At 73.7% G+C, this 24,878-nt stretch carries 20 protein-coding genes; 3 read left to right on the forward strand and 17 right to left on the reverse strand.

All coding sequences use genetic code 11. From position 1 onward, the window contains the following. Positions 1-7: 7 nt before the first annotated feature. Both ACWPWV_RS19290 and dapE read right to left on the reverse strand, forming a co-directional pair. A complete protein-coding gene (locus tag ACWPWV_RS19290) occupies positions 8-874 on the reverse strand; it encodes an LOG family protein (RefSeq protein WP_454044493.1) in 867 nt (288 codons plus the stop codon). 9 nt (positions 875-883) lie between these two features. Next, the gene (dapE, locus tag ACWPWV_RS19295) at positions 884-2,023 is read right to left on the reverse strand and encodes a succinyl-diaminopimelate desuccinylase (protein WP_454044494.1); all 1,140 of its coding nucleotides are present in this window, start codon (positions 2,021-2,023) and stop codon (positions 884-886) included. Positions 2,024-2,045: 22 nt separating this feature from the next. On the opposite strand from dapE, the gene dapD reads away from it, so the two are divergent. Both dapD and ACWPWV_RS19305 read left to right on the forward strand, forming a co-directional pair. Beyond that, complete coding sequence (gene dapD / locus ACWPWV_RS19300) at positions 2,046-3,050, forward strand: 2,3,4,5-tetrahydropyridine-2,6-dicarboxylate N-succinyltransferase (RefSeq protein WP_454044610.1); 1,005 nt, start codon at positions 2,046-2,048, stop codon at positions 3,048-3,050. A gap of 22 nt (positions 3,051-3,072) precedes the next feature. Beyond that, complete coding sequence (locus ACWPWV_RS19305; RefSeq protein WP_454044495.1) at positions 3,073-4,044, forward strand: hypothetical protein; 972 nt, start codon at positions 3,073-3,075, stop codon at positions 4,042-4,044. A 130-nt stretch (positions 4,045-4,174) separates the two neighbouring features. Here the strand turns inward: ACWPWV_RS19305 and ACWPWV_RS19310 are convergent, their stop codons facing one another. The 3 genes from ACWPWV_RS19310 to fdxA form a co-directional block, all read right to left on the reverse strand. Beyond that, complete coding sequence (locus ACWPWV_RS19310; protein WP_454044496.1) at positions 4,175-5,473, reverse strand: citrate synthase; 1,299 nt, start codon at positions 5,471-5,473, stop codon at positions 4,175-4,177. A 114-nt stretch (positions 5,474-5,587) separates the two neighbouring features. Further along, on the reverse strand, positions 5,588-6,745 hold the full coding sequence (gene dapC, locus ACWPWV_RS19315) for a succinyldiaminopimelate transaminase (RefSeq protein ID WP_454044497.1): 1,158 nt from the start codon (positions 6,743-6,745) through the stop codon (positions 5,588-5,590). Between the two features lie 14 nt (positions 6,746-6,759). Next, the gene (gene fdxA, locus ACWPWV_RS19320) at positions 6,760-7,077 is read right to left on the reverse strand and encodes a ferredoxin (protein ID WP_454044498.1); all 318 of its coding nucleotides are present in this window, start codon (positions 7,075-7,077) and stop codon (positions 6,760-6,762) included. Between the two features lie 174 nt (positions 7,078-7,251). Here fdxA and ACWPWV_RS19325 point away from each other — a divergent pair, with 174 nt between their 5' ends. Beyond that, complete coding sequence (locus tag ACWPWV_RS19325) at positions 7,252-7,575, forward strand: hypothetical protein (RefSeq protein ID WP_454044499.1); 324 nt, start codon at positions 7,252-7,254, stop codon at positions 7,573-7,575. Positions 7,576-7,636: 61 nt separating this feature from the next. Here ACWPWV_RS19325 and ACWPWV_RS19330 read toward each other — a convergent pair whose 3' ends face one another. The 12 genes from ACWPWV_RS19330 to ACWPWV_RS19385 form a co-directional block, all read right to left on the reverse strand. Continuing rightward, the gene (locus tag ACWPWV_RS19330) at positions 7,637-8,647 is read right to left on the reverse strand and encodes a prephenate dehydrogenase (RefSeq protein ID WP_454044500.1); all 1,011 of its coding nucleotides are present in this window, start codon (positions 8,645-8,647) and stop codon (positions 7,637-7,639) included. Further along, positions 8,644-9,591 (reverse strand): prephenate dehydratase, encoded by a 948-nt coding sequence (locus tag ACWPWV_RS19335; protein ID WP_454044501.1) that lies wholly within the window; start codon positions 9,589-9,591, stop codon positions 8,644-8,646. The genes ACWPWV_RS19330 and ACWPWV_RS19335 overlap by 4 nt, the downstream gene beginning before the upstream one ends. Further along, a complete protein-coding gene (locus tag ACWPWV_RS19340; RefSeq protein ID WP_454044502.1) occupies positions 9,588-10,544 on the reverse strand; it encodes a hypothetical protein in 957 nt (318 codons plus the stop codon). The genes ACWPWV_RS19335 and ACWPWV_RS19340 overlap by 4 nt, the downstream gene beginning before the upstream one ends. Positions 10,545-10,569: 25 nt before the next feature. Next, complete coding sequence (locus ACWPWV_RS19345; RefSeq protein ID WP_454044503.1) at positions 10,570-13,647, reverse strand: VanW family protein; 3,078 nt, start codon at positions 13,645-13,647, stop codon at positions 10,570-10,572. A gap of 89 nt (positions 13,648-13,736) precedes the next feature. Continuing rightward, the gene (locus ACWPWV_RS19350; protein ID WP_454044504.1) at positions 13,737-14,162 is read right to left on the reverse strand and encodes a DUF6113 family protein; all 426 of its coding nucleotides are present in this window, start codon (positions 14,160-14,162) and stop codon (positions 13,737-13,739) included. A gap of 9 nt (positions 14,163-14,171) precedes the next feature. Further along, positions 14,172-15,269 (reverse strand): PIG-L family deacetylase, encoded by a 1,098-nt coding sequence (locus ACWPWV_RS19355; RefSeq protein WP_454044505.1) that lies wholly within the window; start codon positions 15,267-15,269, stop codon positions 14,172-14,174. Between the two features lie 8 nt (positions 15,270-15,277). Then, entirely contained in the window at positions 15,278-17,188 is a 1,911-nt protein-coding gene (gene typA, locus ACWPWV_RS19360) for a translational GTPase TypA (protein WP_454044506.1), read from the reverse strand. Between the two features lie 257 nt (positions 17,189-17,445). Next, complete coding sequence (locus ACWPWV_RS19365; protein ID WP_454044507.1) at positions 17,446-19,185, reverse strand: dipeptide ABC transporter ATP-binding protein; 1,740 nt, start codon at positions 19,183-19,185, stop codon at positions 17,446-17,448. Next, a complete protein-coding gene (locus ACWPWV_RS19370; protein WP_454044508.1) occupies positions 19,182-20,156 on the reverse strand; it encodes an ABC transporter permease in 975 nt (324 codons plus the stop codon). Before ACWPWV_RS19370 ends, ACWPWV_RS19365 begins: the two co-directional genes overlap by 4 nt. Further along, a complete protein-coding gene (locus ACWPWV_RS19375) occupies positions 20,149-21,075 on the reverse strand; it encodes an ABC transporter permease (RefSeq protein ID WP_454044509.1) in 927 nt (308 codons plus the stop codon). Before ACWPWV_RS19375 ends, ACWPWV_RS19370 begins: the two co-directional genes overlap by 8 nt. A 90-nt stretch (positions 21,076-21,165) precedes the next feature. Further along, positions 21,166-22,791 carry a peptide ABC transporter substrate-binding protein gene (locus ACWPWV_RS19380; RefSeq protein WP_454044510.1) on the reverse strand — a complete coding sequence of 542 codons (1,626 nt, stop codon included), beginning with the start codon at positions 22,789-22,791 and terminating at the stop codon, positions 21,166-21,168. A 291-nt stretch (positions 22,792-23,082) separates the two neighbouring features. Beyond that, positions 23,083-24,849 (reverse strand): BCCT family transporter, encoded by a 1,767-nt coding sequence (locus ACWPWV_RS19385; RefSeq protein WP_454044511.1) that lies wholly within the window; start codon positions 24,847-24,849, stop codon positions 23,083-23,085. Positions 24,850-24,878 lie beyond the last annotated feature (29 nt).

Below are 24,878 nucleotides of genomic sequence, written 5' to 3' on the forward strand. Positions count from 1 at the left end.
ACGCCGGTCAGCCGGCGTCGGCGGCGCGCAGCTGCGCGGCCTCGAGCTCCGCGGCAGCCTCGAACTCCTCGGCGCGCAGCTGCTCGCCGCGCTCGCACACGTAGGCCACGGCCTCCGCGGGGTCGTCGCACACGTGCAGCAGGTCCACGTCCTGGGCGCTGATCATGCCGCGGTCGACCACCGCGGACCGCGCCCACTCCAGCAGACCGCCCCAGTAGTCCGAGCCGACCAGCGCGAGCGGGAACTCGGTGATCTTGTGCGTCTGGACGAGCGTCAGAGCCTCGAACAGCTCGTCGAACGTCCCGAACCCGCCCGGGAGCACGACGAACCCCTGCGCGTACTTGACGAACATGGTCTTGCGCGCGAAGAAGTAGCGGAAGTTCACGCCGAGGTTCACGTAGGGGTTCATCCCCTGCTCGAACGGCAGCTCGATCCCGAGACCGACCGACGTGCCGCCGGCCTCGTACGCGCCCTTGTTGGCGGCCTCCATGATCCCCGGCCCACCGCCCGTGATGACGGCGAACCCCTCGGCGACCAGCCGCCGTCCGACGTCCTCGGCGAGGGCGTAGTCCGGGTGGTCGGGCCTGGTCCGCGCGGAGCCGAAGACCGAGACGGCCGGACCGAGCTCGGCGAGCGCGCCGAAGCCCTCGACGAACTCGCTCTGGATCCGCATCACGCGCCACGGGTCGGAGTGCACCCAGTCCGCGCTCTGGCTCGAGTCCAGCAGCCGCTGGTCCGTCGTCTGCTGCGGGATCTGGTCGCCGCGCAGGAGGACCGGGCCCTTGCGGTACCCCGTGCCCTGCTGGGGCATCCCCTCGTCCGACCCGTCCTGGCGCCTCTCGGCCCGCCCGCCTGCACCGGTGATGTGGCTCATGCGCCGAGCCTATGCCGCGTCGTCGCCCGTCAGCCATGCGCGGAGCGCGTCGCGGCACAGCGCGAGCTGCCCGACCGGGCACCGCTCGTCGTCCTTGTGGGCGAGGAGGGGGTCGCCCGGGCCGAAGTTCACGGCGGGGACGCCGAGCTCGGCGAAGCGCGCGACGTCCGTCCAGCCGTACTTCGGGCCCGGCGCGCCGCCGGTCACCGCGAGGACCCTCGCCGCGAACCCGGCGGCCAGCGGGTCGTCGAGACCGGGGCGAGCGCCGGGCGCCGCATCGGTCACCACGACCTCGAACCCGGCGAACAGCTCCGCCACGTGGCGCGTCGCGTCCTCGACGGTGCGGGACGGCGCGAACCGGTAGTTGACCGTCACGACGCACTCGTCCGGCACGACGTTCCCGGCGATGCCCCCGCGGATGCCGACGGCGTTGAGGCCCTCGCGGTACACGAGCCCGTCCACCTCGACCTCCGCCGGGGCGTACGCCGCGAGGCGGTCCAGCACCTCGTGCGCGGCGTGGATCGCGTTCGAGCCCGTCCACGCGCGCGCCGAGTGCGCGGCCACGCCGGGGACGCGCACGTCGGCCCGCAGCGTGCCGTTGCACCCGCCCTCGAGCCCGGCGGACGTGGGCTCCCCCAGGACGGCGAAGTCGCCGGCGACGAGGTCCGGACGGTTGCGGACGAGGCGCCCCAGACCGTTCAGCTCCGCCGCGACCTCCTCGTTGTCGTAGAAGATCCACGTGACGTCCTGCGCGGGCTCCACGAGCTCCGCGGCCAGCGCGAGCTGGACCGCGACGCCACCCTTCATGTCGACCGTGCCGCGGCCCCAGACCTCGGCCTCGTCGCCGTGCCCGACGACGCGGGTCGGCAGGTTCGGCGGGTCCGTGAGCGGGACCGTGTCCAGGTGCCCGGCGATCACGACGCGGCGCTCGCGGCCCAGGGACGTGCGCGCCACCACCGTGTCGCCGTCACGCACCACGTCGAGGTGGGCGAGCCCGCGCAGCGCGGCCTCGACCGCGTCGGCGAGCGCCGCCTCGTCGCCGCTCACCGACGGCGTGTCGCACACGGCGCGGAACAGCGCGACGAGATCGCCCGTCAGGTCGAGCACGGGCCGGGCGGGGGTCGCGGGAGGGGCCGTGGGAGAGGTCACCCCAGCACCCTACCGGCGGCCGATAGGCTGCTCGCATGACTTCTGCGACCCCCGCGACCACCCCGGCCGAGGCCGCCCCGGACCCCGCACGGCATGGGGCCTCGGCCTCGCGACCGTCGCCGACGACGGCACCGTGCTCGACGTCTGGTACCCCACGCCCGCGCTCGGCCCGGCCCCCGGGGACGCGAGCGTCCCCGCGTCGCTGGAGGCGCTCGCGGAGCGGGACGAGGTCCGCGGCGTCGAGGTCGTCGTCGTGCGCACCGAGATCGACCTGGACGTCCCGCCCGCGGACACCGCCGACGCCTACCTGCGCCTGCACCTGCTGTCGCACTGCCTCGTGGAGCCGCACGGCCTCGCGCTCGACGGCATCTTCGGCGTCCTCGCGAACGTCGTCTGGACGAACCACGGACCCTGCTCCACGACCGGCTTCGAGGAGACGCGCCTGCGCCTGCGCGCAGCAGGTCTGTCCGTGACCGTCCTCGGCGTCGACAAGTTCCCGCGCATGGTGGACTACGTCGTCCCCGCGGGCGTCCGCATCGCCGACGCCGACCGCGTCCGCCTCGGCGCGCACCTCGCGCCCGGCACGACCGTCATGCACGAGGGGTTCGTCAACTTCAACGCCGGGACGCTCGGCGCCTCGATGGTCGAGGGCCGCATCTCCGCGGGCGTCGTCGTGGGCGACGGGTCCGACGTCGGCGGCGGCGCCTCCATCATGGGCACGCTGTCCGGGGGCGGACGCGAGGTCATCTCCGTGGGCCGGCGCTCCCTGCTCGGCGCGAACGCCGGCCTCGGCATCCCGCTGGGGGACGACTGCGTCGTCGAGTCCGGGCTGTACGTCACCGCGGGCACCAAGGTCACCGTGGTCGGTCAGCACGACGACGCCGGCGCCCCGCTCGTGGTCAAGGCCCGCGAGCTCGCCGGGCGGTCCGGCCTGCTGTTCCGCCGCAACTCCCTCACCGGCGGTGTCGAGGCCGTGTCGCGCACCGGGACCGGCGTCGAGCTCAACGCCGCGCTGCACGCGAACTGACCTCTCCGACGAGCCGACGACGATGTCCCCAGCACGCACCGCACGGCCCCTGCCGCCGGCGCGGGCCGGACGACGCCGTCGGCGACCGCTGCGCGCCGCGGTCACCCTCCTCACGGTGACCGCGGTCGCGGTGGGCGCCGTCGTCGTCGCCCTCAACCGTCTCGACGACGACACGCCCGTCGCCGAGCGCTGCGCCGCCACCGCGGACGGTCGCACCTGGTACCTGTCGACCGTGCAGGCCGACAACGCCGCGCTCGTCACCGCGACGGCCGTGCGCCGCGGGTTCCCCGCCCGAGCCGGGACGATCGGCATCGCCACGGCGCTCCAGGAGTCGCGTCTCGTCAACATCGACTACGGCGACCGCGACTCCGTCGGGCTGTTCCAGCAGCGCCCGTCCCAGGGATGGGGCAGCGTCGAGCAGATCATGGACCCCGTCTACTCGACGAACGCGTTCTACGACGTCCTCGCGACGATCGAGGGCTACGAGGACATGGAGGTCACCGTCGCGGCCCAGGCCGTGCAGCGCTCCGGCTTCCCCGACGCCTACGCCCAGCACGAGCCCCGCTCGCGCGCGTGGGCCTCGGCCCTCACGGGCTACTCCCCCGCGACCCTCACGTGCGACCTCGCGGCCGTCGCGGACAGCGAGCTCCCCGCGGCGGACGCCGACCCGGCCGCCCTCCTCACGGCCCGCGTCTCCCGCGACCTCGGCGACCTCCCCGTCGCCCGGCAGGACGGCGCGCGACCGGACGTCGTCACCGTCGACGCCACGCCCCTCCCGACGGCGGCCGGCGACGGCGGCCCGGACCGCGCCGCGTGGGCCGTCGCCCAGTGGGCCGTCGCCTCCGCGGACGCGACGAACGTCGAGACGGTCGAGGTCGCCGACCGCCGCTGGACCCGCGCCGACCCCACGTGGACCGCGGTCGCGCCCGACGACGCCGTCCCGCCCACGCCCGGCTCCGTCCGCCTCACCGTCGCGACGCCCGACCCCGCCTGAGCTGCGTGCGCGCGACCGTCGGACCGGCGCCGCGCACCCATCCCCCGGTGGCGACCAGGGACGCACGGACGCCGCGCCCCACCGGGAGGTGGCGACGCGGCGTCCGGGCGTGCTGCGGGGAGGACGGACCTCAGCGGTCGGCGACGGGGACGTAGTCCCGCTCGGTCGCGCCCACGTAGACCTGGCGCGGACGACCGATCTTCGTCTGCGGGTCCTTCATCATCTCGCGCCACTGCGCGATCCAGCCGGGCATGCGGCCGAGCGCGAAGAGCGGCGTGAACATCGCGGGCGAGAAGCCCATGGCCTTGTAGATGAGGCCGGTGTAGAAGTCGACGTTCGGGTAGAGCTTGCGCTCCACGAAGTAGTCGTCCTGGAGCGCGATCTCCTCGAGGCGCATGGCGATGTCGAGGAGCTGGTCCTTCTTGCCGAGGGTCGACAGCACGGCGTCGGCGGACTTCTTGACGATCGCCGCGCGCGGGTCGTAGTTCTTGTAGACGCGGTGCCCGAAGCCCATGAGGCGGACACCGTCCTCCTTGTTCTTCACCTTCATCATGAAGGTGTCGACGTCGTACTCGGCGCTCGCGATCTTGTCGAGCATCGTCAGGACGGCCTCGTTGGCCCCGCCGTGCAGGGGGCCGGAGAGGGCGTTGACGCCGGCCGCGACGGACGCGTAGAGGTTGGCGTGCGACGAGCCGACGACGCGCACGGTCGACGTCGAGCAGTTCTGCTCGTGGTCCGCGTGCAGGATGAGGAGCTTGTCGAGCGCGTCGACGACGACCGGGTCGGCCTCGTACTGCTGGTACGGGGTCGCGAACGTCATGCGCAGGAAGTCGTCGACGTACCCGCGCGAGTAGTCGGGGTAGAGCAGCGGCTCGCCGACGCGGCGGCGGTGCAGGTAGGACGTGATGGTGCGCGTCTTGGCCAGCAGCAGGACCGTGGCGAGCTCGACCGTCTCGTCGTCGAAGGGGTCGAGGGACTCGGGGTAGAACGTCGACAGCGCGTTGATCGCCGAGGAGAGGACGGCCATGGGGTGGGCGTTGCGCGGGAACGTGCCCATGAAGGTGCGGAAGTCCTCGTGCACGAGGGTGTGCCGGTTGACGCGCTCGACGAACGCGTCGAGCGTCGGCGTGTCGGGCAGCTCGCCGTGGATGAGGAGGTACGCGACCTCGAGGAAGCTCGACTGCTCGGCGAGCTGCTCGATGGGGTAGCCGCGGTAGCGCAGGATGCCGGCGTCGCCGTCGATGTACGTGACGCTCGACTCGCACGAGGCGGTGTTCATGAATCCGGGGTCGACGGTCACCAGACCGGTCGACTTGAGCAACGAGGACACGACGATGCCGTCGTTGCCCTCGGTCGCCGCGACCACGGGCAGGTCCTGCGCCTGGTCGTCGACGAGGAGGCGGACCGTCGCCTGCTGTGTGGTGGTCATGGTTCCCTTCCTGCTGCTGCTCGCGCCGTTGCCGCGCGGTCGACCGTACCCCGCATCACCCGCACGTGACCAATCCTGAACCGTCACGAGATCCCCACCCCCGAGTGATGCGGATCACACCAACGAGGGGGCTCCGGAGAGTCGCGCAGCAGCCTCGTGGACGCGTTCGTCGCTCGCCGTGAGGGCGACCCGGACGTGCCCGGCGCCCGCCCTGCCGTAGAACGCGCCCGGTCCGACCAGTATGCCGAGGTCGGCGAGCGCCGAGACGGTCCGCCAGCAGTCCGCCGGCTCGGCGGGACCGGCCGGACCGGCCACCGGCCGCGACCAGAGGTAGAGGCCCGCCTCCGAGTGGTCGACCTCGAGGCCCGCGCCCCGGAGCGACGCGAGCAGCACCTCGCGGCGGCGCCCGTAGACCTCGCGCTGCGCCGCGACGTGGGCGTCGTCGGTCAGGGCGGCGACCATGGCCGCCTGCACCGGCGCGGGCACGATCATGCCGAGGTGCTTGCGCGTGGCGAGCAGGTCCGCGACGAGGCGGCGGTCGCCCGCCACGAACGCCGCGCGGTAGCCGGCGACGTTCGACTGCTTCGACAGGGAGTACGTCACGAGCAGCCCCTCGTGCGAGCCGCCGCTCACGCCGGCGTCCAGCAGGCTCGGGACCCCCTCGGTCGCGTAGGGGGCCGCCCACGCCAGCTCGGCGTAGCACTCGTCGCTCGCCACGACGGCACCGATCTCCCGGGCCGCGGCGACCACGCGCGCGAGGTGGTCGGCGTCGAGCACGCGGCCGGTCGGGTTGCTCGGCGAGTTGACCCACACGAGGCGGACGTCGCGACGCCCGGCCCACGCGTCGACGTCGTCGGTCGCCAGCGGCGTCGCGCCCGCCAGGCGCGCACCCACGTCGTACGTGGGGTAGGCCGTCTCGGGGTGCACGACGACGTCCCCGGGGCCGAGGCGCAGGAGCGACGGCAGGAGACCGACGAGCTCCTTGCTGCCGACCGACGGGAGGACCGCGTCCGGGTCGAGGCCCACGACCCCGCGCCGTCGCGCGAACCACGCGGCCACGGCCTCGCGCAGGGCGGGCGTGCCGTGCGTCGTCGGGTAGCCGGGGGCGTCTGACGCCGCGGCGAGCGCGTCCCGCACGACCGTCGGGGTCGGGTCGACCGGCGTGCCGATCGACAGGTCGACGAGTCCGCGCGGGTGGGCGCGCGCCCGCGCGGTGTACGGGGCGAGCGTGTCCCAGGGGTAGGCGAGGCCGGAGAGGTCGGCGAAGCCCATGACCCGCCGGCCGGTCAGGCCTGCGGCGGGAGGGCCGCGATCATCGGGTCGTCCTTCTCGATGAGACCCATCTTCGCGGCGCCGCCCGGAGACCCGAGCGCGTCGAAGAACTCGACGTTCGCGCGGTAGTAGTCGCTCCACTCGGTGGGGACGTCGTCCTCGTAGTAGATGGCCTCGACCGGGCACACGGGCTCGCACGCACCGCAGTCGACGCACTCGTCCGGGTGGATGTACAGCGACCGCTTGCCCTCGTAGATGCAGTCCACGGGACACTCCTCGATGCACGCCTTGTCCTTGACGTCGACGCACGGCTGGGCGATCACGTATGTCACGACCGGGAACCTTTCTGGCGGCGTTCGGACCTGGCGCGGCGAGAGGTGCCGGGTCACGTGGGGGCACGTGCCCCCGGCTTCGACCGCACGCGGTCACGGAGGGCATGCACGTCTAGTATCGCTCAGGTCGGGCGGTGGTCGGCCACCGCGGACCAGCCAGTGGACGGACGTGACATGACGCACGAGCACGAGCGGGCCGCTCCGACGCCCGCCGCGGACCCGTGGCGGACGTGGGCACCGGGGACGCGGGTCGTCGTGCGACGGCGTCTCGGCGCCGCCGAGGTCACGCCCGACGGGAAGACGCTCACGGACGTCATCGGGGTCGTGGTGAGCTCCGACGACACCGCGCTGACGCTGCACGAGGACGCGGGCGGCGGCGCGCCGCCCCATCGCGGGCACGGCCCCGCGGACGCCGGCCCCCCGGTCGTCGTGGTCCCCCTGTCCGAGATCGTCGCGGGGAAGGTCGTGCCGCCGCGCCCGCCGCGCCGCCCGGCCTGAGGCTCCCGGACCTGCGGCGCCCGTCCTGGTGCGGCAACCCGCGTCGCACCGTCCGCCCCGGTCAGCGGACGACGACGACGCCGTCCTCCACGCCGACCGCGACGCGACCCTGTGCCCCGAGCGCGGTGAGCCGGTCGCGCCACTCCCCCGCGTCGTCGAGGACGACGTGCTCCGGCGCGCGCCCGGATGCGGTCTCCGCGAGGAGGGCGCGGACGGCGTCGGGCCGGTCGAAGAACTCGCCGACGGGCGCGTTCGACTCGAGCGCGCGCACGAGCCGCTCGAGGTCCCGCACGACGACCCGGAGCGCGGAGGCGACCCACGCCGCGTTGTCGGTCACCATCGCCTCGGTGCGTCGCGCGTCCGTGCGGCCCACGCGCGTCGCGTCGCGGAAGCTGCCGGCCGACAGGCCGAGCGCGACGTCGCGCACCGGGGCGTCGGCGACGACGCCGAGCAGCTCCGTCGCGAGCACGTGCGGCACGTGGCTGATGAGGGCGGTCGACTCGTCGTGGACGTCGTCGGTCACGACGTGCGCCGCCCCGCCGAGGGGCCCGGTGACGAGGCGCAGCACCGTGGCGAACGCGTCGGCCCGCGTCGTCGGGTCGACCGTCAGCGCCCAGCGGGCCGCGTCGAGCAGGGCGGGGTCCGACGCGTCGAAGCCGGAGTGCTCCGTCCCGGCCATGGGGTGCGCGCCCACGTAGCGCCCCGCGAGGCCGGCGGCGCCGACGGCGCTGCGCACCGCGGCCTTGACGCTGCCCACGTCGGTGACCACCGTCGCACCTCGCACGTGCCGCCCCACCTCGGTCGCCACGGCACGCATCGCGCGCAGCGGCACGGCCAGGACGAGCACGTCCGGCTCCTCGACGCACAGCGCCTCGACGTCGCCCGCGACGTGCAGGCCCGCCTCGCGGGCCGCGGCGCGCGTCGTCGACGTCGCGTCGAACCCGGTGACGGCGACGCCGCGCGCGTGCAGCAGCCGAGCGAGCGAGCCGCCGACGAGCCCCAGCCCGACGACGGCGACCGAGCGCGGCGGCGTCGTGCCCGACGGCTCGACGCCGACGTCCGACGCGGTCACCACAGGAGCCCGCTCTCGAGGTCCCGCGGCGACGAGGCGTCGCCGACGCTCCCGACGGGGACGTGCGCCGCGTCGACGTCGGCGTGCACCGACTCGTCCAGCTCGCCGCGCGCGGGGACGACGCCCAGCGTCTTGAGCGAGTCGCCCGCGGCGACCAGGTCCTCGAGGACCGAGCGCACCGGCGCGTCCCACGGGGCGCCGTCGACGGTGAGCACGAAGACGTACGTCCCGGCCACGGCCTTCAGGGGACGCGTGATGAGGCTCGACAGGTTGACGCCCCGCGCGCCGAACGAGCGCGTGATCCGTGCGAGCACGCCCGGCCCGGTGACGACGGGCGTGACGGCGATCATGGTGCGCCACGCGCCGTCGTGCCCCGCACGGGTCCGCGCCAGCACGCCGGGCGCGGCGGAGCGCGGCGCGAGGACGAGGAAGCGGGTGCGGGCCCCGGCGAAGTCCTCGACGCCGCGGGCGTAGGTGGCCAGGCCGTAGAGCTCGCCGCAGATGCTGGGGCCGAGCGCGACCTGGTGCGCCGTGGCGTCGCGGCACGCCGCCGCGTTCGACGCGGCCGGGACGGGACGCCACCCCTCGCGCGCGACGAACCGCTGGCACTGCGCGAGCCCGTGGGGGTGCGCGCTCACCTCGACGAGCTCCCCGTGGTCCGGGCGGACGAACGCGTCGAACGAGATGTCGAGCACGACCTCGTCGACCGCGACGACCGTGGCGCTGCCGACGATCGCGTCGAGCGACGGGACCACGTAGCCCTCGACCGTGTTCTCGATCGCGACGACGCCGCGCGCGTCGGTCGCGTCCGCGACGGCCGCGAAGACGTCCGCGACGGATCCCCGGGCGACGAGCGGTGCGCCGTCGGCGTGGTCGACGGCCCAGCCCGCGGCGGCCTGGTGCGTGAACGAGCCCTGCGGGCCCAGGTACCCGACGCCGGTCACGCCGGCCGCAGGTCGGGCTCGGTCACCGGCGCGCCCGGCGCCTGCGACGGGACCTCGGCCTCGGACCACCGCGGTGCGAGGGCGTCCGGACCCGGGACGAACTCCTGCCCGGGCAGCACGGCGAGGAGGCGGTGCGCGACGCCGCGGTCGTCGAAGTCCCGGACGAGACGGTCGAGGACGTCCGCACCCGGGCAGGAGAACGCGGAGAAGAAGATGTGCGGACCGGCCTGCGAGCGGTGGCTGCGCACGTGCTGCAGGTCGATCCCGGCGTCCGCGACGAGTCCCAGCGTCTGCTGCAGCGAGCCGCGGTGGTCGTCGCGCGGACCGAACGCGAGCCAGACCTGCGCCGCGCCCGCGGCGCGGGGCGCCGACCCGCGCGACTCGAGCAGCCCGTACCAGACCGGAGCGCCCTGGGACAGCGCCTCGCTCCCGGGGAGCTCGGCGAACCCGAGCGGCGCCAGCGCGGACGTGGCGACCGAGCGCTCGACGACGAGCGTGCCGTCCGAGCCGGCCAGCGCGACCCGTTCCTCGAGCGACGTGCGCGTCGGGACGAGGCGAGGCGTCATGCCCATGGTCCGCAGCACGTGCCGCCGGTCGCGCATGCCCGCCTCGTCCACGACGACCGGTCCCGACGCGTCCTGCGCGCCGGCCGACCGCCCGACCCACACCCACTGGGCGGGGACGGCGACCGCCGCCGTGAGGACGAGGGAGGGCGGTGCGGCGAGCAGGGCTCGCTCGAGCTCGTGCGACGGCTGCGCGGGGTGGCCGAGGTGCACCACCGCGGAGAGCCCGTCGATCCTCGCGACGGTGGACAGGGTCGCGGTCGTGGAGCCGAGGTCCAGCAGCGCGTCGGGCCCGGAGCGCCCGACGTCGTCGCCGTCGGTGGCCCAGCCCGCGGCCGTCGCGGCGAGCAGCGCCTGCGGTCCCGACTCCCGTTCGCTGCGTCCCAGCATGCGCTCTCCTCGTCCGGTGGTGCGCTCAGGGAGCGCAGACCACCTGGTTGTCCGGCTTGTAGGTCCACCGGTCCGCCTCGTCCTTGACGAGCTCGCCGTCCAGGTAGACCTTGCGGTAGTTCGTGATCGAGAAGCCCGGGTTGCCCGCAGCCTGCGGCACGCAGTCGGGGCCCGTGTGGGTCACGGTCGTCGGCTGGACGACGTTCGACTTCTGGCTCGCGGTGGTCTCGACCTCGAAGTGCTTCGTGCTCCAGATCGCGACGTGCAGCTGCCCGCCGCCGACCCACGACTGCATGAGCACGCCGTACGGCGTGTCGTTCTTGAACCGCATGTCGAGCGAGCCGACGAAGATCGTGGCCTCCCGGCCCGCCGGGTAGCGCGTGAACCAGTAGCTGTGCTGACGGTGCTCGACGTCCTCGAGACCGGCGAAGAAGCCCGCGTTGTACGTCGTCGTCGCCATCTGCGACAGGCCGCCGCCCACACCCTCGATGTGCTTGCCGTCCTGCACGATGCCGGCCGACCGGTAGCCGCCGGCGGCCGTGATCGGGGACAGCGCCTCGGTCAGGGAGAACGTCTCCCCGGGCAGGACGAGCGTGCCGTCGACCTTGCTCGCCCCGACCCGCAGGTTCTCCGTGCGCACGGGCTCGTTCGTCAGCGGGGTCGAGAACTCCGAGACCTTCTCCTTGACCCCGAGCGCCTCGAGCGCGGCGACGGACTGCGCGGGGTCGCTCTCGACGAGCTCCACCGCCGCGGTCCGGTCGTCGCCGGTCGCGGCGGTCGAGACGGCGGTCGCGATGGCCGCCGGGTCGATGGTCGTCCCCGGCGCACCGCCCTCGATGACCGGGACGCCGTTCGAGAACACGAAGTGCGCGTCGTCCGGGACGGTGAGCAGGTCGTTCGTGCGGTCCACGACCGCCTGGACGAGCGCGGCGCCGTCGAACGTGAGCGTGAGGGCGCCGTCGGCCGCCGCGTACGACGCGGTCGCGGCGAGCGTCTCCACGGGGAGCTCGGGCGACTGGTCGCCCACGCTCACCACCACGGGTGCCGACACGACCTTCTGCGCCTCGGCGAGCGCCGCGTCCGTCTCCTCCTGGGTGATCTCCGGGGCGACGGGCTCGGTCGCGAGCTCGATCGGGCCGTCGGCGACGAGCCAGCGGGAGGCGATCGCGTCGGTCGCGGCGTCGCCGACGACGGACGCGCCGTCGGTGGCCGGGGTCGCGGTCGGCGCCCCGTCGATGAACTGGACGGTCCCGTCGACCGGTGCGACGTCGAGACCACCGCGCAGCGCCTCGACCTGCGCGTCGAGCGCGGCCTCGTCGACGGTCACGACGGGCGGCTTCTCCTCGCCGCCGAACAGGTGCTCCCACAGGCGCACGGGGTTCATCGAGAACGCCGTGAGCTCCTCCGCGGTCGCCGCCGCGTCGAACGTGAGCCCGGCCGCCGCGGGGTCGAGCGTCGTGGTCGCATCACCCGCGACGAGGGTCACGGGCTCCGCCGCGCGCGGACCGAGAGCGGACTCGAGCTCGTCCTGCGCCGCGGTGCGGGTCTTGCCGCCGACGTCCACGCCGGCGACCGTCGTCCCGCTCGGGACCTTGTCGGAGAAGTACCACTGGGCCCCGGTGTAGAGGCCGCCGAGCACGAGGACCGCGATGCCGGTCCACAGCAGGCCCCGCACCCAGCCCCGGCGCGGTCCGTCCTCCTCGAAGCCGTCGAACGGCGAGGTCACGCGCTCCTCGTCGGGCGGGACGGGCGGGAACGCGCCGACCGCGGTGGCCGCGGCGGCTGGCTCGGCGGTCTCGGCCGGCGCGCCGTGCGGCGCAGCCGCGGGGACCGTGGCCGGTCGGGCGGAGACCCGCACCGGGGCGGGCCGTTCCCACGGCGCGACGGCGGGGAGCACCTCGGTCCGCTCGGCCGCGGCGACGGGTGCGGCGGCGACCGGCGCGACCACGGGCTCCAGGACCACGGTGTCCGCCGCCGCGGTGCCCGCCCCGGCGGCCGCGGTCCCCGCCTCGGCAGGAACGGGCTCGGCAGGAACGGGCTCGGCAGGAGCGGGCTCGGGACGAACGGGCTCGGCAGAGGAAGGCTCGGCGAGAGCGGGCTCAGCCGGAGCGTGCTCGGCCGGAGCGGGCTCGGCAGGAGCGGGCTCGGGACGAACGGGCTCGGCAGAGGAAGGCTCGGCGAGAGCGGGCTCAGCCGGAGCGTGCTCGGCCGGAGCGGGCTCGGCAGGAGCGGGCTCGGCGGGAGCGGACGCGACGGTCGCCGCCTCGGGAGACGTGGCCGCCGGACCGGCGGCCGGGGCCGCGCTCGGCTCCGGCTCGGTGGCGGCGTGCGAGGCAGCGGCGGACGGCGCCACGACGGGCTCCGTCTCGGCGGACTCAGTGTCGGCAGCCTCCGTCTCGGCGGGCCCCGGCTCGGCGCTCCTCGGCTCGACCGCAGCGGTCCGGGCATCCTCGGGCCCCGCGGTGACGGCCGCCTCCGCCGCCGGCGTCGAGCGCTCGTCGGCGGACCGCACGACCGCGGAGACGCTGGGGTCGAACGCGAAGACGAGGGGGACGTACGGCGTGTCGTCGTCCGGGTCCTCGAGCGCCTCGTCCGAGGTCGTGGGCACGGGGTCCGGTCCGGCGTCGGTCACCGTCGGCGCGGCACCGTCGGGCGCGGCAGCGTCGGGCAGGCTACCGGCCGGGCCGACGGCCGCCCCGTCCGCGGTCGCCGGGGCGTCCGCGGTCACCGTGGCGTCGTCGACCACCGGGACGTCCGCGGTCACCGTGGCGTCGCCGGTCGCCGGGACGTCGTCCTCGGTCGGTGCGGCGTCGGCCACCGCGACCTCGTCGGTCGCCGCCACGTCGCCGGGTCGCGACGTCGACTGCTCATCCTGCAGTGGCGCCTCGTCGGGCACCGTGGCGCGCTCCTCGGGCTGGGCAGCCGCAGCGGCGTCGAGGGCGTCGTCCGCCGTCGGCGCCGGCCGCTCCGTCGCCGCCCCCTGCGTCGCCGGGGGCGTCGGCTCTCCCGCGTCGGCCGGGGTCGACGGCTCGCCCGCCGACGGTACCGGCGAGGCGTCCTGCGGCGTGCCGAGAGCTTCGTCTCGATCGGTCGGCTGACCCATCCACTGTCTCCGTGACGCGAGGGCGCGCCGAGGCGCGCATGACGACGAGGGGTGCGGTGGCCCGCACCGGGGATTCTATCCGGGCGGATCTACACCTGATGTCCGCTCTGCCCCACCTGGCGCTCGTGGAGCGCGGCCCGCACGGGCCGCTCGCTGAACCACGAGCGCGGGAGGAACGCGGCGAGCGCGACGACCAGCAGACCGCCGTAGATCCAGACGTACCCGACGACCTGCCCGGGGACGAGGACGTCACCTCCCGGCCCCTCGAGCGAGAGGATCTGCACGACGGCGACCCAGCCGATCCCGAAGCCGAGCAGGCCGGCGTAGCCGCCCCAGGCGCGCGAGAGCACGCTGCCGGCGAGGACGGCGAGGAGCGCGAGGACGAGCCCGAGGTGCAGCGCCGGCAGGTCGACGACGGGTGCACGGTGCGCGACCGTGCCGACGAGACCGACGACGGCCCCGATCAGCGCGCACGCCGCCCCACGACCCACGAGACCTCCGGTGCTGGTTTCCACAGGTAGAGGCTACTGGCCGCGGACGCCGGAATCCCGGGGGCCCCGCAGAGCGGGACGGGAGGCGGCGTAGAACTCGTGTGAAGGCAGGGGCGCGAGCACGTCGTTGCTGAGCGCGTACCACCCCACGAGCGTCGCGTCCTGCGGGACGGAGGGCGCCGCTCCGACGTGCTGGACCTGGGTGGCGTGCGCACGCAGGGCGTCCAGCACCCGCGGGAGCACCGGCGCCACCGGGACGGCCCGCAGTGCCTGCACCGGCGGCGCGCCGGCTGGGCGCGCGACCTCGCCGGCCCCGGGCGGTCCCTCGAGCGCGACGGACGGCAGCGGCGCGGCGGGGTCCGGCAGCGTGAGGCCGTGGGAGCGCTCGATCAGCGCGCCGACCTCCGGGCGCTCGCCCAGGGCGCGCCGGGCGGAGCGCAGGAACGCGGCGGGCACGACGGCGCACCAGAGCTCGGGCGTGTCGTGGCCCGCCGCCGCGAGCAGCTCCAGGGCACGGACCGCGATCTCGTGCGCGCGCACGTGGTCGGGGTGCCCGTAGCCGCCGCCGGCCTCGTACGTCACGACGACGGCGGGTCGCCGCGAGCGGACCACCACGGCGAGCCGGGCGGCCGCGTCGTCGAGCGGCACGCCGACGAGGGCGCCCTCGGGGAGCTCCGCCTCCGCCGCCGCGCGCGCGATGCCCGGCGCCGCCCAGGCCATGCCCGAGTCGGTGTACCGGGGCGCGGGGGCGCCGTCCGGCAGGTCGCTCCCGACGCCCGGACCCGGTGCGAGCGGGTGCACCGTGTCGAGGAAGACCTGGTCGCGGACCCCGAGCGCCGCGAGCGCCCGGGCGAGCTCGCCCTCGCGGTGGGTCGCGAGGGCGGGCCCGTCACCCTCGAGGTGCCCCACGCCGGTCGGGTGCACGGCGGTGTCGATGACCTCGCCGCGCTCCCCGCGCGTGCACGTCACGACCGTGACGCTCTCCCCCGCCGCCGCCCACGTGGCGAGGAGCGCGCCCGTCGCGAGCGTCTCGTCGTCCGGGTGCGCGTGGACGGCGACCAGCCCGCCGTCGGGCACGACCGGGACGCTGCCGGCGGGCACGACGGCGGGACGGGCGACAGGGTCTCCCACGGGAGGGGTCAGGCGCGCTTGGCCCGGGACGTCGCGCGGGCGCGCTCCGTCTGGTCGAGCAGCACCTTGCGGATGCGCACGACCTCGGGCGTGACCTCCACGCACTCGTCCTCGCGCGCGAACTCGAGCGACTCCTCGAGCGTCAGGTGGCGCGGCGGGATGAGGTTCTCGAAGTTGTCGGCCGTCGAGGACCGCATGTTCGTGAGCTTCTTCTCCTTGGTGATGTTCACGTCCATGTCCTCGTTGCGCGAGTTCTCGCCGACGATCATCCCCTCGTAGACCTCCTGCGTGGGGTCGACGAAGAACGAGCCGCGCTCCTGGAGGTTGATCATCGCGAACGGCGTCACCTTGCCGGCACGGTCCGCGACGAGCGAGCCGGTCGTGCGGGTCTCGATGGGGCCGGCCCACGGCTCGTAGCCCTCGGAGATGGACGACGCGATGCCGGTGCCACGGGTCTCCGTGAGGAAGCGCGTGCGGAAGCCGATGAGCCCGCGCGCCGGGACCATGAACTCCATGCGGATCCAGCCCGTGCCGTGGTTCGACATCGTCTCCATGCGGCCCTTGCGCTGCGCCATGAGCTGCGTGACGGCGCCGAGGTACTCCTCGGGCACGTCGATCGTCATGCGCTCCATCGGCTCGTGCGTCTTGCCGTCGATGGTGCGGGTCACGACCTGCGGCTTGCCGACGGTGAGCTCGAAGCCCTCGCGGCGCATCTGCTCGACGAGGATGGCGAGCGCGAGCTCGCCGCGGCCCTGGACCTCCCACGCGTCGGGGCGGTCGGTCGGCAGGACGCGCAGCGACACGTTGCCCACGAGCTCGGAGTCGAGGCGGTCCTTGACCTGGCGCGCGGTGACCTTGTGGCCCTTGCCGCCCTTGCCCGCGAGCGGCGACGTGTTGATCCCGACCGTCATCGAGATGGCCGGGTCGTCGACCGTGATGAGCGGCAGGGGGCGCGGGTCGTCGGGGTCCGTGAGCGTCTCGCCGATCGTGATGTCGGCGATGCCCGCGACCGCGACGATGTCGCCGGGCGCGGCGGAGTCGGTCGGCACGCGGTCGAGCGCCTTCGTCTCGAGGAGCTCGGTGATCTTGACGTTCTGCATCGTGCCGTCGTGGCGTGCCCACGCGACGACCTGGCCCTTGCGCAACGTGCCGTTGAAGACGCGCAGCAGCGCGAGACGCCCGAGGAACGGCGACGCGTCGAGGTTCGTGACGTGCGCCTGGAGCGGCGCGCCCTCCTCGTACGTCGGGGCGGGGATCTTCTCGAGGATCGTCGAGAAGAGGGGCTCGAGGTCCTCGTTCGCGGGGAGCTGGCCGTCGAGCGGCTGGTCGAGCGACGCGCGGCCCGCCTTGGCGGACGCGTAGACGACGGGGACGTCGAGGATCGCGTCGAGGTCGAGGTCCGGGACCTCGTCGGCGAGGTCGCTCGCGAGACCGAGGAGCAGGTCCGTCGCCTCGGCGACGACCTCGGTGATGCGGGAGTCGGGGCGGTCGACCTTGTTGACGACGATGATCACCGGGAGCTTCGCGGCGAGCGCCTTGCGCAGCACGAAGCGCGTCTGCGGGAGCGGGCCCTCGCTCGCGTCGACGAGCAGCACGACGCCGTCCACCATGGACAGTCCGCGCTCGACCTCGCCGCCGAAGTCGGCGTGGCCCGGGGTGTCGATGACGTTGATCGTGATGCCCTCGGGCTCGCCCACCGCGGCCGCCGCCGGACCGGCGTACCGGACCGCGGTGTTCTTCGCGAGGATCGTGATGCCCTTCTCCCGCTCGAGGTCGCCGGAGTCCATGACGCGGTCGTCGACCTGCTGGTGCGCCGAGAAGGCGCCGGACTGCCGCAGCATCGCGTCGACCAGGGTCGTCTTGCCGTGGTCGACGTGGGCGACGATCGCGACGTTGCGCAGGTCGGAGCGCACAGACATGTCAGTTACTCATCTCAGGAGGAGGGGCGGGACGACGCAGCGCGGACTCCCGTCGTGGACGGGTGCCCCCGCGACACCGCTGCGCGGACGAGCGAGGTCGCTCGTCCGGCACGGCAGGAAACGCCGTCGACCGGGCGACGTCCATCCTACAGGGCCGTGCGCAGTCCACGGTCGTGGCTCCCGCCACGCGGGCCGCGGCGCGCGCTGCGGCCTGTGCCGCCCGCCCCGTGCCGCCCGCCCCGCGCCGTGCCTGCCCGTCAGCCGGCGAGCGCCTCCCCCGCGAGCCGCGCCCCGGGGATCGCGGCGAGGAGCTCCTGGGTGTAGGTCTCGCGCGGCCGGTCGAAGACCTCGTCGGTGGAGGCCTGCTCGACGACCTTCCCCTCCTTCATGACGAGCACCGCGTCGGCGATCTGCCGCACGACGGCGAGGTCGTGCGTGATGAACAGGTAGGACAGCCCCAGGTCGTCCTGCAGCCTGCCGAGCAGCTCGAGGATCTGCGCCTGGACCAGCACGTCGAGCGCCGACACCGCCTCGTCGAGGACGACCACCTCCGGCTCGAGCGCGAGCGCGCGGGCGATCGCGATGCGCTGGCGCTGCCCGCCGGAGAGCTCGTTGGGGAACCGCCGCATGGTCGACGACGGCAGCGCCACGAGGTCCAGCAGCTCGCGGACCCGGGCCTCCCGCGACCGGGCGTCGCCCACCCGGTGCAGCCGCAGGGGCTCCTCGATCGTCCGGTACACCGAGAACATGGGGTCGAGCGACCCGTAGGGGTTCTGGAACACGGGCTGGACGCGTCGACGGAACGCGAACTGCTGCCGGGTCCCGAGACGGCTCACGTCCGCGCCGTCGAACAGCACGGAGCCGGAGGTCGGCTCGATCAGGCCGAGGACCATGTTCGCGACCGTGGACTTCCCGGACCCCGACTCGCCCACGAGCGCGAGCGTTCGGCCGCGCGGCAGGGAGAACGACACGCCGTCCACGGCCGTGAGCACGTTCCGGCCCGTCCCGGCGCCCCGCAGGACGAACGTCTTCGTGAGGTCGCGCACCGTGACGACCGCCTCGTCGACCCCGACCGTCGCGGTGGAGTCCGGGTCGTGCGCGAGCAGCTCCGCCGACTCCTCGCCGTGCTCGTGCGCCGCCTGGATCCGGCGCGACGCGAGCGACGGCGCGGACGCCACGAGGCGCTGCGTGTAGGGGTGCACCGGGTCCGCGAGGATCTGTGCCGCGGGACCGGACTCGACGACCCGGCCCTTGAACATCACCACGAGGTGCTCGGCCCGCTCCGCGGCCAGCCCCAGGTCGTGGGTGATGAAGAGGACCGCGGTGCCGAGCTCCTGGGTCAGCATCTCCAGGTGGTCCAGGATCCGCCGCTGCACGGTGACGTCGAGGGCCGACGTCGGCTCGTCCGCGATGAGCAGGCGAGGCCGGGAGGCGAGGCCGATCGCGATGAGGGCGCGCTGTCGCATGCCTCCGGAGAACTCGTGCGGGTACTGCCGCGAGCGCCGTGCGGCGTCCGGCAGCCCGGCCTCCGCGAGCAGCTCCTCGACGCGACGCCGGCGCGCCGCCCGACCGCCCGGGAACCCGTTGGCGCGCAGGGCCTCCTCCACCTGGGTCCCGATGCGCCACACGGGGTTGAGGTTCGACATGGGGTCCTGCGGGACGAGGCCGATCTCGCTCCCGCGCAGCCTCTCCTTGTCGGCCCGGCCGAGCCGCACGAGGTCGCGGCCGCCGAACGTGATGCTCCCCGACGTCACGCGGCCCGTGCCGGGCAGGAGGTCGATGACGGCGTGCGCGAGCGTCGACTTGCCGGAGCCGGACTCCCCCACGATGGCCACGGCCTGGCCGGGGTAGACCGTGAGGTCGGCACCGCGGACCGCGTCGACGACCCCGGTCGCCGTGCGGAACGAGACGTGCAGCCCGCGCACCTCGAGCAGCGCGACGTCGGGGTCCGGTGCGGTCCGCTCGTCCTCGTCGGTCAGCGGTATCGAGATCGTCATCGCGTGCGCGCCTTCGGGTCGAGGGCGTCGCGGACGACGTCGCCCATCATGATGAAGCCGAGGACCGTGAGGGCCAGGGCCCCCGCCGGGTAGAACAGGATCTGTGGCGCGACGCGGATCGAGCGCTGCGCGGCCGAGATGTCCCCGCCCCACGAGACCGTGGACGGCGGGAGACCGATGCCGAGGAAGCTCAGCGTGGCCTCGGCGACGATGAAGGTCCCGAGCGCGACCGTGGCGTAGACGATGATCGGCGCGGCCGCGTTGAGCAGGACGTGCCGGACGAGGATCGCGCCGCGGCCCATGCCGAGGGCGCGCGCGGCGGTGACGAACTCCGACTGCTTCACCGACATGACCGCTCCGCGGGTGATGCGCGCGATCGCGGTCCAGCCGAACACCCCGAGCACGAGCACCACGGTGAACGCGGTGCGCCGCGGGGCGAGGCTCATGAGGACGATGGCCGCGAGGACCAGCGGGATGGCGAAGAAGATGTCGATCGTGCGCGACAGGATCGTGTCCCACCACCCGCCGAAGTAGCCGGCGACGGCGCCGACGAGGGTGCCGAGGACGACGACGAGGACGGTCGTCAGGACGCCCACGGTCACCGACGCCCGGGCCCCGTAGACCGTGCGCGCGTAGATGTCGCAGCCCTGCTGGTCGAAGCCGAACCAGTGCCCGGAGCTCGGGGGGTCGAGCGACCGCGAGAGGTCGCACACGCGCGGTCCCTGGGACGTGAAGAGCCCGGGGAAGAGCGCCATCGCGCACACGAGCACGATGATCGCCGACGCGACCCAGAAGAGGGGCCGACGGCGCATCGCGCGCCACGCGTCGCGCCAGAGGCTGGACGGGGCCGTGCTGGTGTCGACCGCGTCGACGGCACCGAGGCCGCTCTCGTCGGTCTCGGCCGCGGTGTGCTCCTGGCCGGGCCGGGGGCGCCCGGCTCCGGGCGCACGGGGGAAGGCGGTGTCAGGCATAGCGGATCCTCGGGTCGAGCACGGCATACAGGAGGTCGACGACCAGGTTCGCCAGGATGTAGACGATCACGAGCACGGTCGTCAGCGAGACGACGGTGACGTTCTCGCCTCGCGTGATGGCGTCGTACAGCGTCCCGCCGATGCCCTGGATGTTGAAGATGCCCTCGACCACGATCGACCCGGCCATGAGCTGGCCGAGGTCGAGGCCGAGGAACGTCACGACGGGGATGAGCGAGTTGCGCAGGACGTGGCGGCCCGTGACGCGGGACCTGGAGAGGCCCTTGGCGCGCGCCGTCCGGACGAAGTCCGCCGAGAGGTTCTCCGCGACGGACGTGCGCGTGAGCCGCAGGACGTACGCGAAGGACGTCCCGGCGAGCACGATCGCCGGGAGCAGCAGGCTCACGACGTCGGGGTCGCGACCGGCCGTCACGGGGAGCCACCCCAGCTTGACGCCCACGACGAACTGCAGGACGAAGCCGAGGACGAAGGTCGGGACGGCGATGAGCAGCAGGCTCAGGACGAGGACCGACGAGTCGAAGATCCCGCCCTTGCGCAGGCCGGCGACGAGCCCGAACCCGACGCCGAGGACCGCCTCGATGGCGAGCGCCATGAGCGCGAGCTGGAACGTCACGGGCACGGCCTGCCCGATGACGTCCACGACGTCCCGTCCGGCGAACGTCACGCCGAAGTCGAGCGTGACGATGCCCTTGAGGAAGTAGAGGTACTGGACGATGAACGGCTCGTCCAGGTGGTAGCGCTCACGGATCTGGTCCTGCACGGAATCGGGCAGCCCGCGCTCGCCGCCCAGCGCCCCGACGGGGTCGCCGGGGCGAAGGAAGACCATGGCGTAGAGCAGCAGGGTGGCGCCGAGGAAGACGGGGAGGACCTGCAGGAAGCGGCGGGCGACGTACCAGAACATGACAACTCCTCGGTGGGGCGAGCGGCACCCGGGACGGGCCCCGACGACGCCCGGTCACCGGGCGTCGTCGGGGTCACCGCTCGTCGTGGGTCACTCCGCCTTGGTCACCTGGTACAGGATCGGCTCGCTGTCCCAGCCGAACTGCACGTTCTCGACCGTCTCGGCCCAGCCGCCGGTGGCGTTCTGGTACCACAGCGGGATGCCCGGCAGGTCGCGGAAGAGCACCTCCTGCGCCTGCTTGTAGAGCTCGACGGCCTCCTCGGGCGTCTCGGCCCCGTTGCCCTGCGTCATGAGGTCGTCGAACTCCTCGCTCGAGTACTGGGCGTCGTTCGAGCCGGCGCCCGTCCCGTAGATCGGGCCGAGGAAGTTGCTCATCGCGGGGTAGTCCGCCTGCCAGCCGCCACGGAACATGCCCGGGACCTCGCCGTTGTCCCGCGCGTCGAGGAACTCGTCGAACGTCGGGTACGGGAAGAACTCGCACTCGATCTCGAGGACGGTCCGGATGTTGTTGCACACGGCGTCGATCCACACCTGGTGGTCGGAGTCGGCGTTGGACGCGATCTGGAACGTGCGGTCGCCCCAGGGCTCGATCGCCTCGGCCTCGGCCCACAGCGAGCGCGCCTCGTCCTCGTCGTACTGCAGGACCTCGTTGCCGGGGATGTCCTCGCTCCAGCCCTCGATCACCGGGGACGTGAAGTCCGTCGCCGGGGTGCGCGAGCCGGAGAACACGGTCTCCGTGATCTGGTCGCGGTCGATGGCCCGCGAGATCGCCTGCCGACGCAGGTTGCCGGCCTCGCCCTGGAACTCCGGCAGCCACTCCGGGACGTTGATCACCTGGATGACGGCCGCGGGCTGGTTGGCGGAGCGCTCGCCCAGGTCGTCCTCGAACGTCGCGAAGGCGGAGGCGGGGACGTTGCGGACGACGTCGACGTTGCCCGCGAGCAGGTCGTTGTACTGCGCGTCCTCGTCGGTGTAGGCGACGAGCTCGAGCCCGCCGTTCTGCGGGACGCGCTCGCCCTGGTAGTCGTCGTACGGCGTGAGCGTCACGACCGAGTCGTGCTCCCACGCCTCGAGCGTGTAGGGACCGTTGCCGACCGGGGCCTCGCCGAAGGCCTCCGGGTCCTCGAAGAACGCCTCGGGGAGGGGGTAGAACGCGGAGTACCCCAGACGCAGCGGGAAGTCGGACTCGGGCTGCGTGAGCCGGACCGTGAACTCCGTGTCGCTGACGACCTCGAGCCCGGAGAGCTCGGAGTCCTCGTCGTACGAGAAGCCCTCGATCGGCTCGAAGAAGTAGGACAGGTTCTGCGCGTTGGAGAGCAGCGCGCCGTAGTTCCACGCGTCGACGAAGCTCTGCGCGGTGACGGGCGTGCCGTCCGAGAACGTCCAGCCCTCCTCGAGCGTGACGGTCCAGGTCTGGTTGTCCTCCGACTCGATGGACTCGGCGACCTCGTTGTGCACGCCGCCCTCGGCGTCGTAGTAGACGAGGCCGGAGAAGAGGTTGGTGACGACCGCCGAGCCGTAGACCTCGTTGGTCATGGTGGGGATCAGCGGGTTCTGCGGCTCGCCGTTCGCGAACGAGACGATCCCGGTCGTGGGGCCGTCGCCGGTCTCGGCAGGGCTCTCCGGGTCGTCGCCGGTCGAGCCGGAGCAGGCCGACAGGAGCAGTGCACCGGCAGCCGCGGTAGCGACCCACCCGGTGATTCGCCTGGACTTCACGGGTTCCTCCTCAGGAAAGACGACGTCGTCGGGACGTCGCGGCGGAGTCCCCGCACGACCGACGTCGGGCGCACCGGGACATCGCCCACATCGTGGACGCGGCGAGCGTACTGGCCTCGTTGCCAGGCTTGAGCGCCGTGACGGGAGCATCCCTCGTATCGTGATTCGAGTGGTACCGGTCGGTAACATCCGAAGCACGTTCGCAACCCGATCGTCACCGCGCTGTGACCTGGGACACGGTGCCGCCCGGGAGACGCGTCCCGGCGCCGCCGCCGTCGGCCCGTGCCGTGCTCAGTCCGGCGCGCCGCCCCGTCCGGGCTCGCGCCGCCGCAGAGGTGTCCGTCGGGTGCGCGGGTCCGGGTAGAGCTCTTCCCACTGCTCGGAGATCGACTCCGAGACGCGCGTCGTCACGTGCTCGGTGAGCGCCGTGCGGGCGGCGCGGCGCTCCGCCCGCAGGAGCGCCGCGTGCTCGACGCGCAGCGCCTTGACCGTGGACACCGCCATGCCGACGAGCACGACGGAGAACGGCAGGGCGATGAGGATCGCCGCCGTCTGCAGCGCCGAGAGCCCGCCGGCCAGGAGCAGCGCGATGGCGAGGAGCCCGGCCAGCACGGCCCAGAAGATGCGGCTCCAGGTGGGCGGGTTGGGGTTGCCGCCCGAGGCGAGCATGTCCACGACGAGCGAGCCGGAGTCCGAGGACGTGACGAAGAAGACGACGATGAGCACGATGGCGACCACCGACAGCACCGTGGACAGCGGCAGCCCGCCCAGGAGCTGGAAGAGCGCGGTGTCGCTGTTCACCACGCCGTCGTCCAGCATGCTCCCGGGCGCCGTGAGCTCGCGCTCGAGCGCGGAGCCGCCGAAGATCGAGAACCACAGCGTCGTGACGATCGACGGCACGAGGAGCGTCCCGAGGACGAACTCCCGCACCGAGCGGCCCCGCGAGATGCGGGCGATGAACACCCCGACGAAGGGCGCCCACGAGATCCACCAGCCCCAGTAGAAGATCGTCCACGACGACTGCCACTCGAGGCCGGCCGCGCCCTGGAACGCCGTCGTGTCGAACGTGAGGCGCACGATGTTCTGGAGGTAGTAGCCGAGCGACTGCACCCACTCGCGCAGCAGGAAGAGCGTCGGCCCGAGGAGCAGCACCACGACGGCGAGCACCCCGGCGAGCACCATGTTGCCGTTGGAGAGCCACTTGATGCCCTTGCCCAGCCCGGAGACCACGGAGAGCGTCGCGAGCGCGGTGATCGCCGCGATGAGCCCGATCTGCAGCGCCGTGCTCGGCCGGACCACGTCGAGGTACCCCAGGCCGGCCGAGATCTGCAGCACGCCGAACCCGAGCGACGTCGCGACGCCGAACACGGTCCCGACGATCGCGACGACGTCGATGACGTTGCCCAGCCAGCCCTTGACCCGGTCGCCGAGCAGGGGCTCGAGCGCCCAGCGGATCGACACCGGTCGTCCCTTGCGGTGGATCGCGTACGCGAGGGACAGTCCGGCGACCACGTAGATCGCCCAGGCGTGGATGCCCCAGTGCAGGTAGCTCTGGCCCATCGCGGCCTGGGCCAGCGCCGCGTCGCTCCCCTCGAGGCCGGGCTTCGGGGTGACGTAGTGCGTCAGGGGCTCGGCGACGCCCCAGTACACGAGCCCGATGCCCATGCCCGTCGCGAAGAGCATCGAGAACCACACGGGCAGGCTGAACAGCGGCTCGTCCTCGTCCTTGCCGAGCACGATGTCGCCGAACCGGCTCAGGCCCATCCACAGGGCGAAGACGACGAACGCCGCGACGATCAGCACGTAGTACCACCCGAACACGCCGATGACGTCGCGCTGGAGCGTGGTCATGACCTCCGAGACGGCGTCCGTGAAGAGCACCGCCGCGACGACGAAGAGCAGGATCACCCCGGCCGCCGGGTAGAAGACCGGCGGGAACGGTCTGCCGGAGCGCACGTCCTCGTCGGCCGGTCGCGCGTCGGTGCCCGCGGTGGTCGGGGCCGGGTCGGTCGGGCCGTCGGTCGGGAGGTCGGGCGTCGGTCCGTCGCTGGAGGCCATCCCACCAGGCTTGCCGTGCCGGGACGGCA

The sequence above is a fragment of the Cellulosimicrobium sp. Marseille-Q8652 genome, from assembly GCF_965112045.1.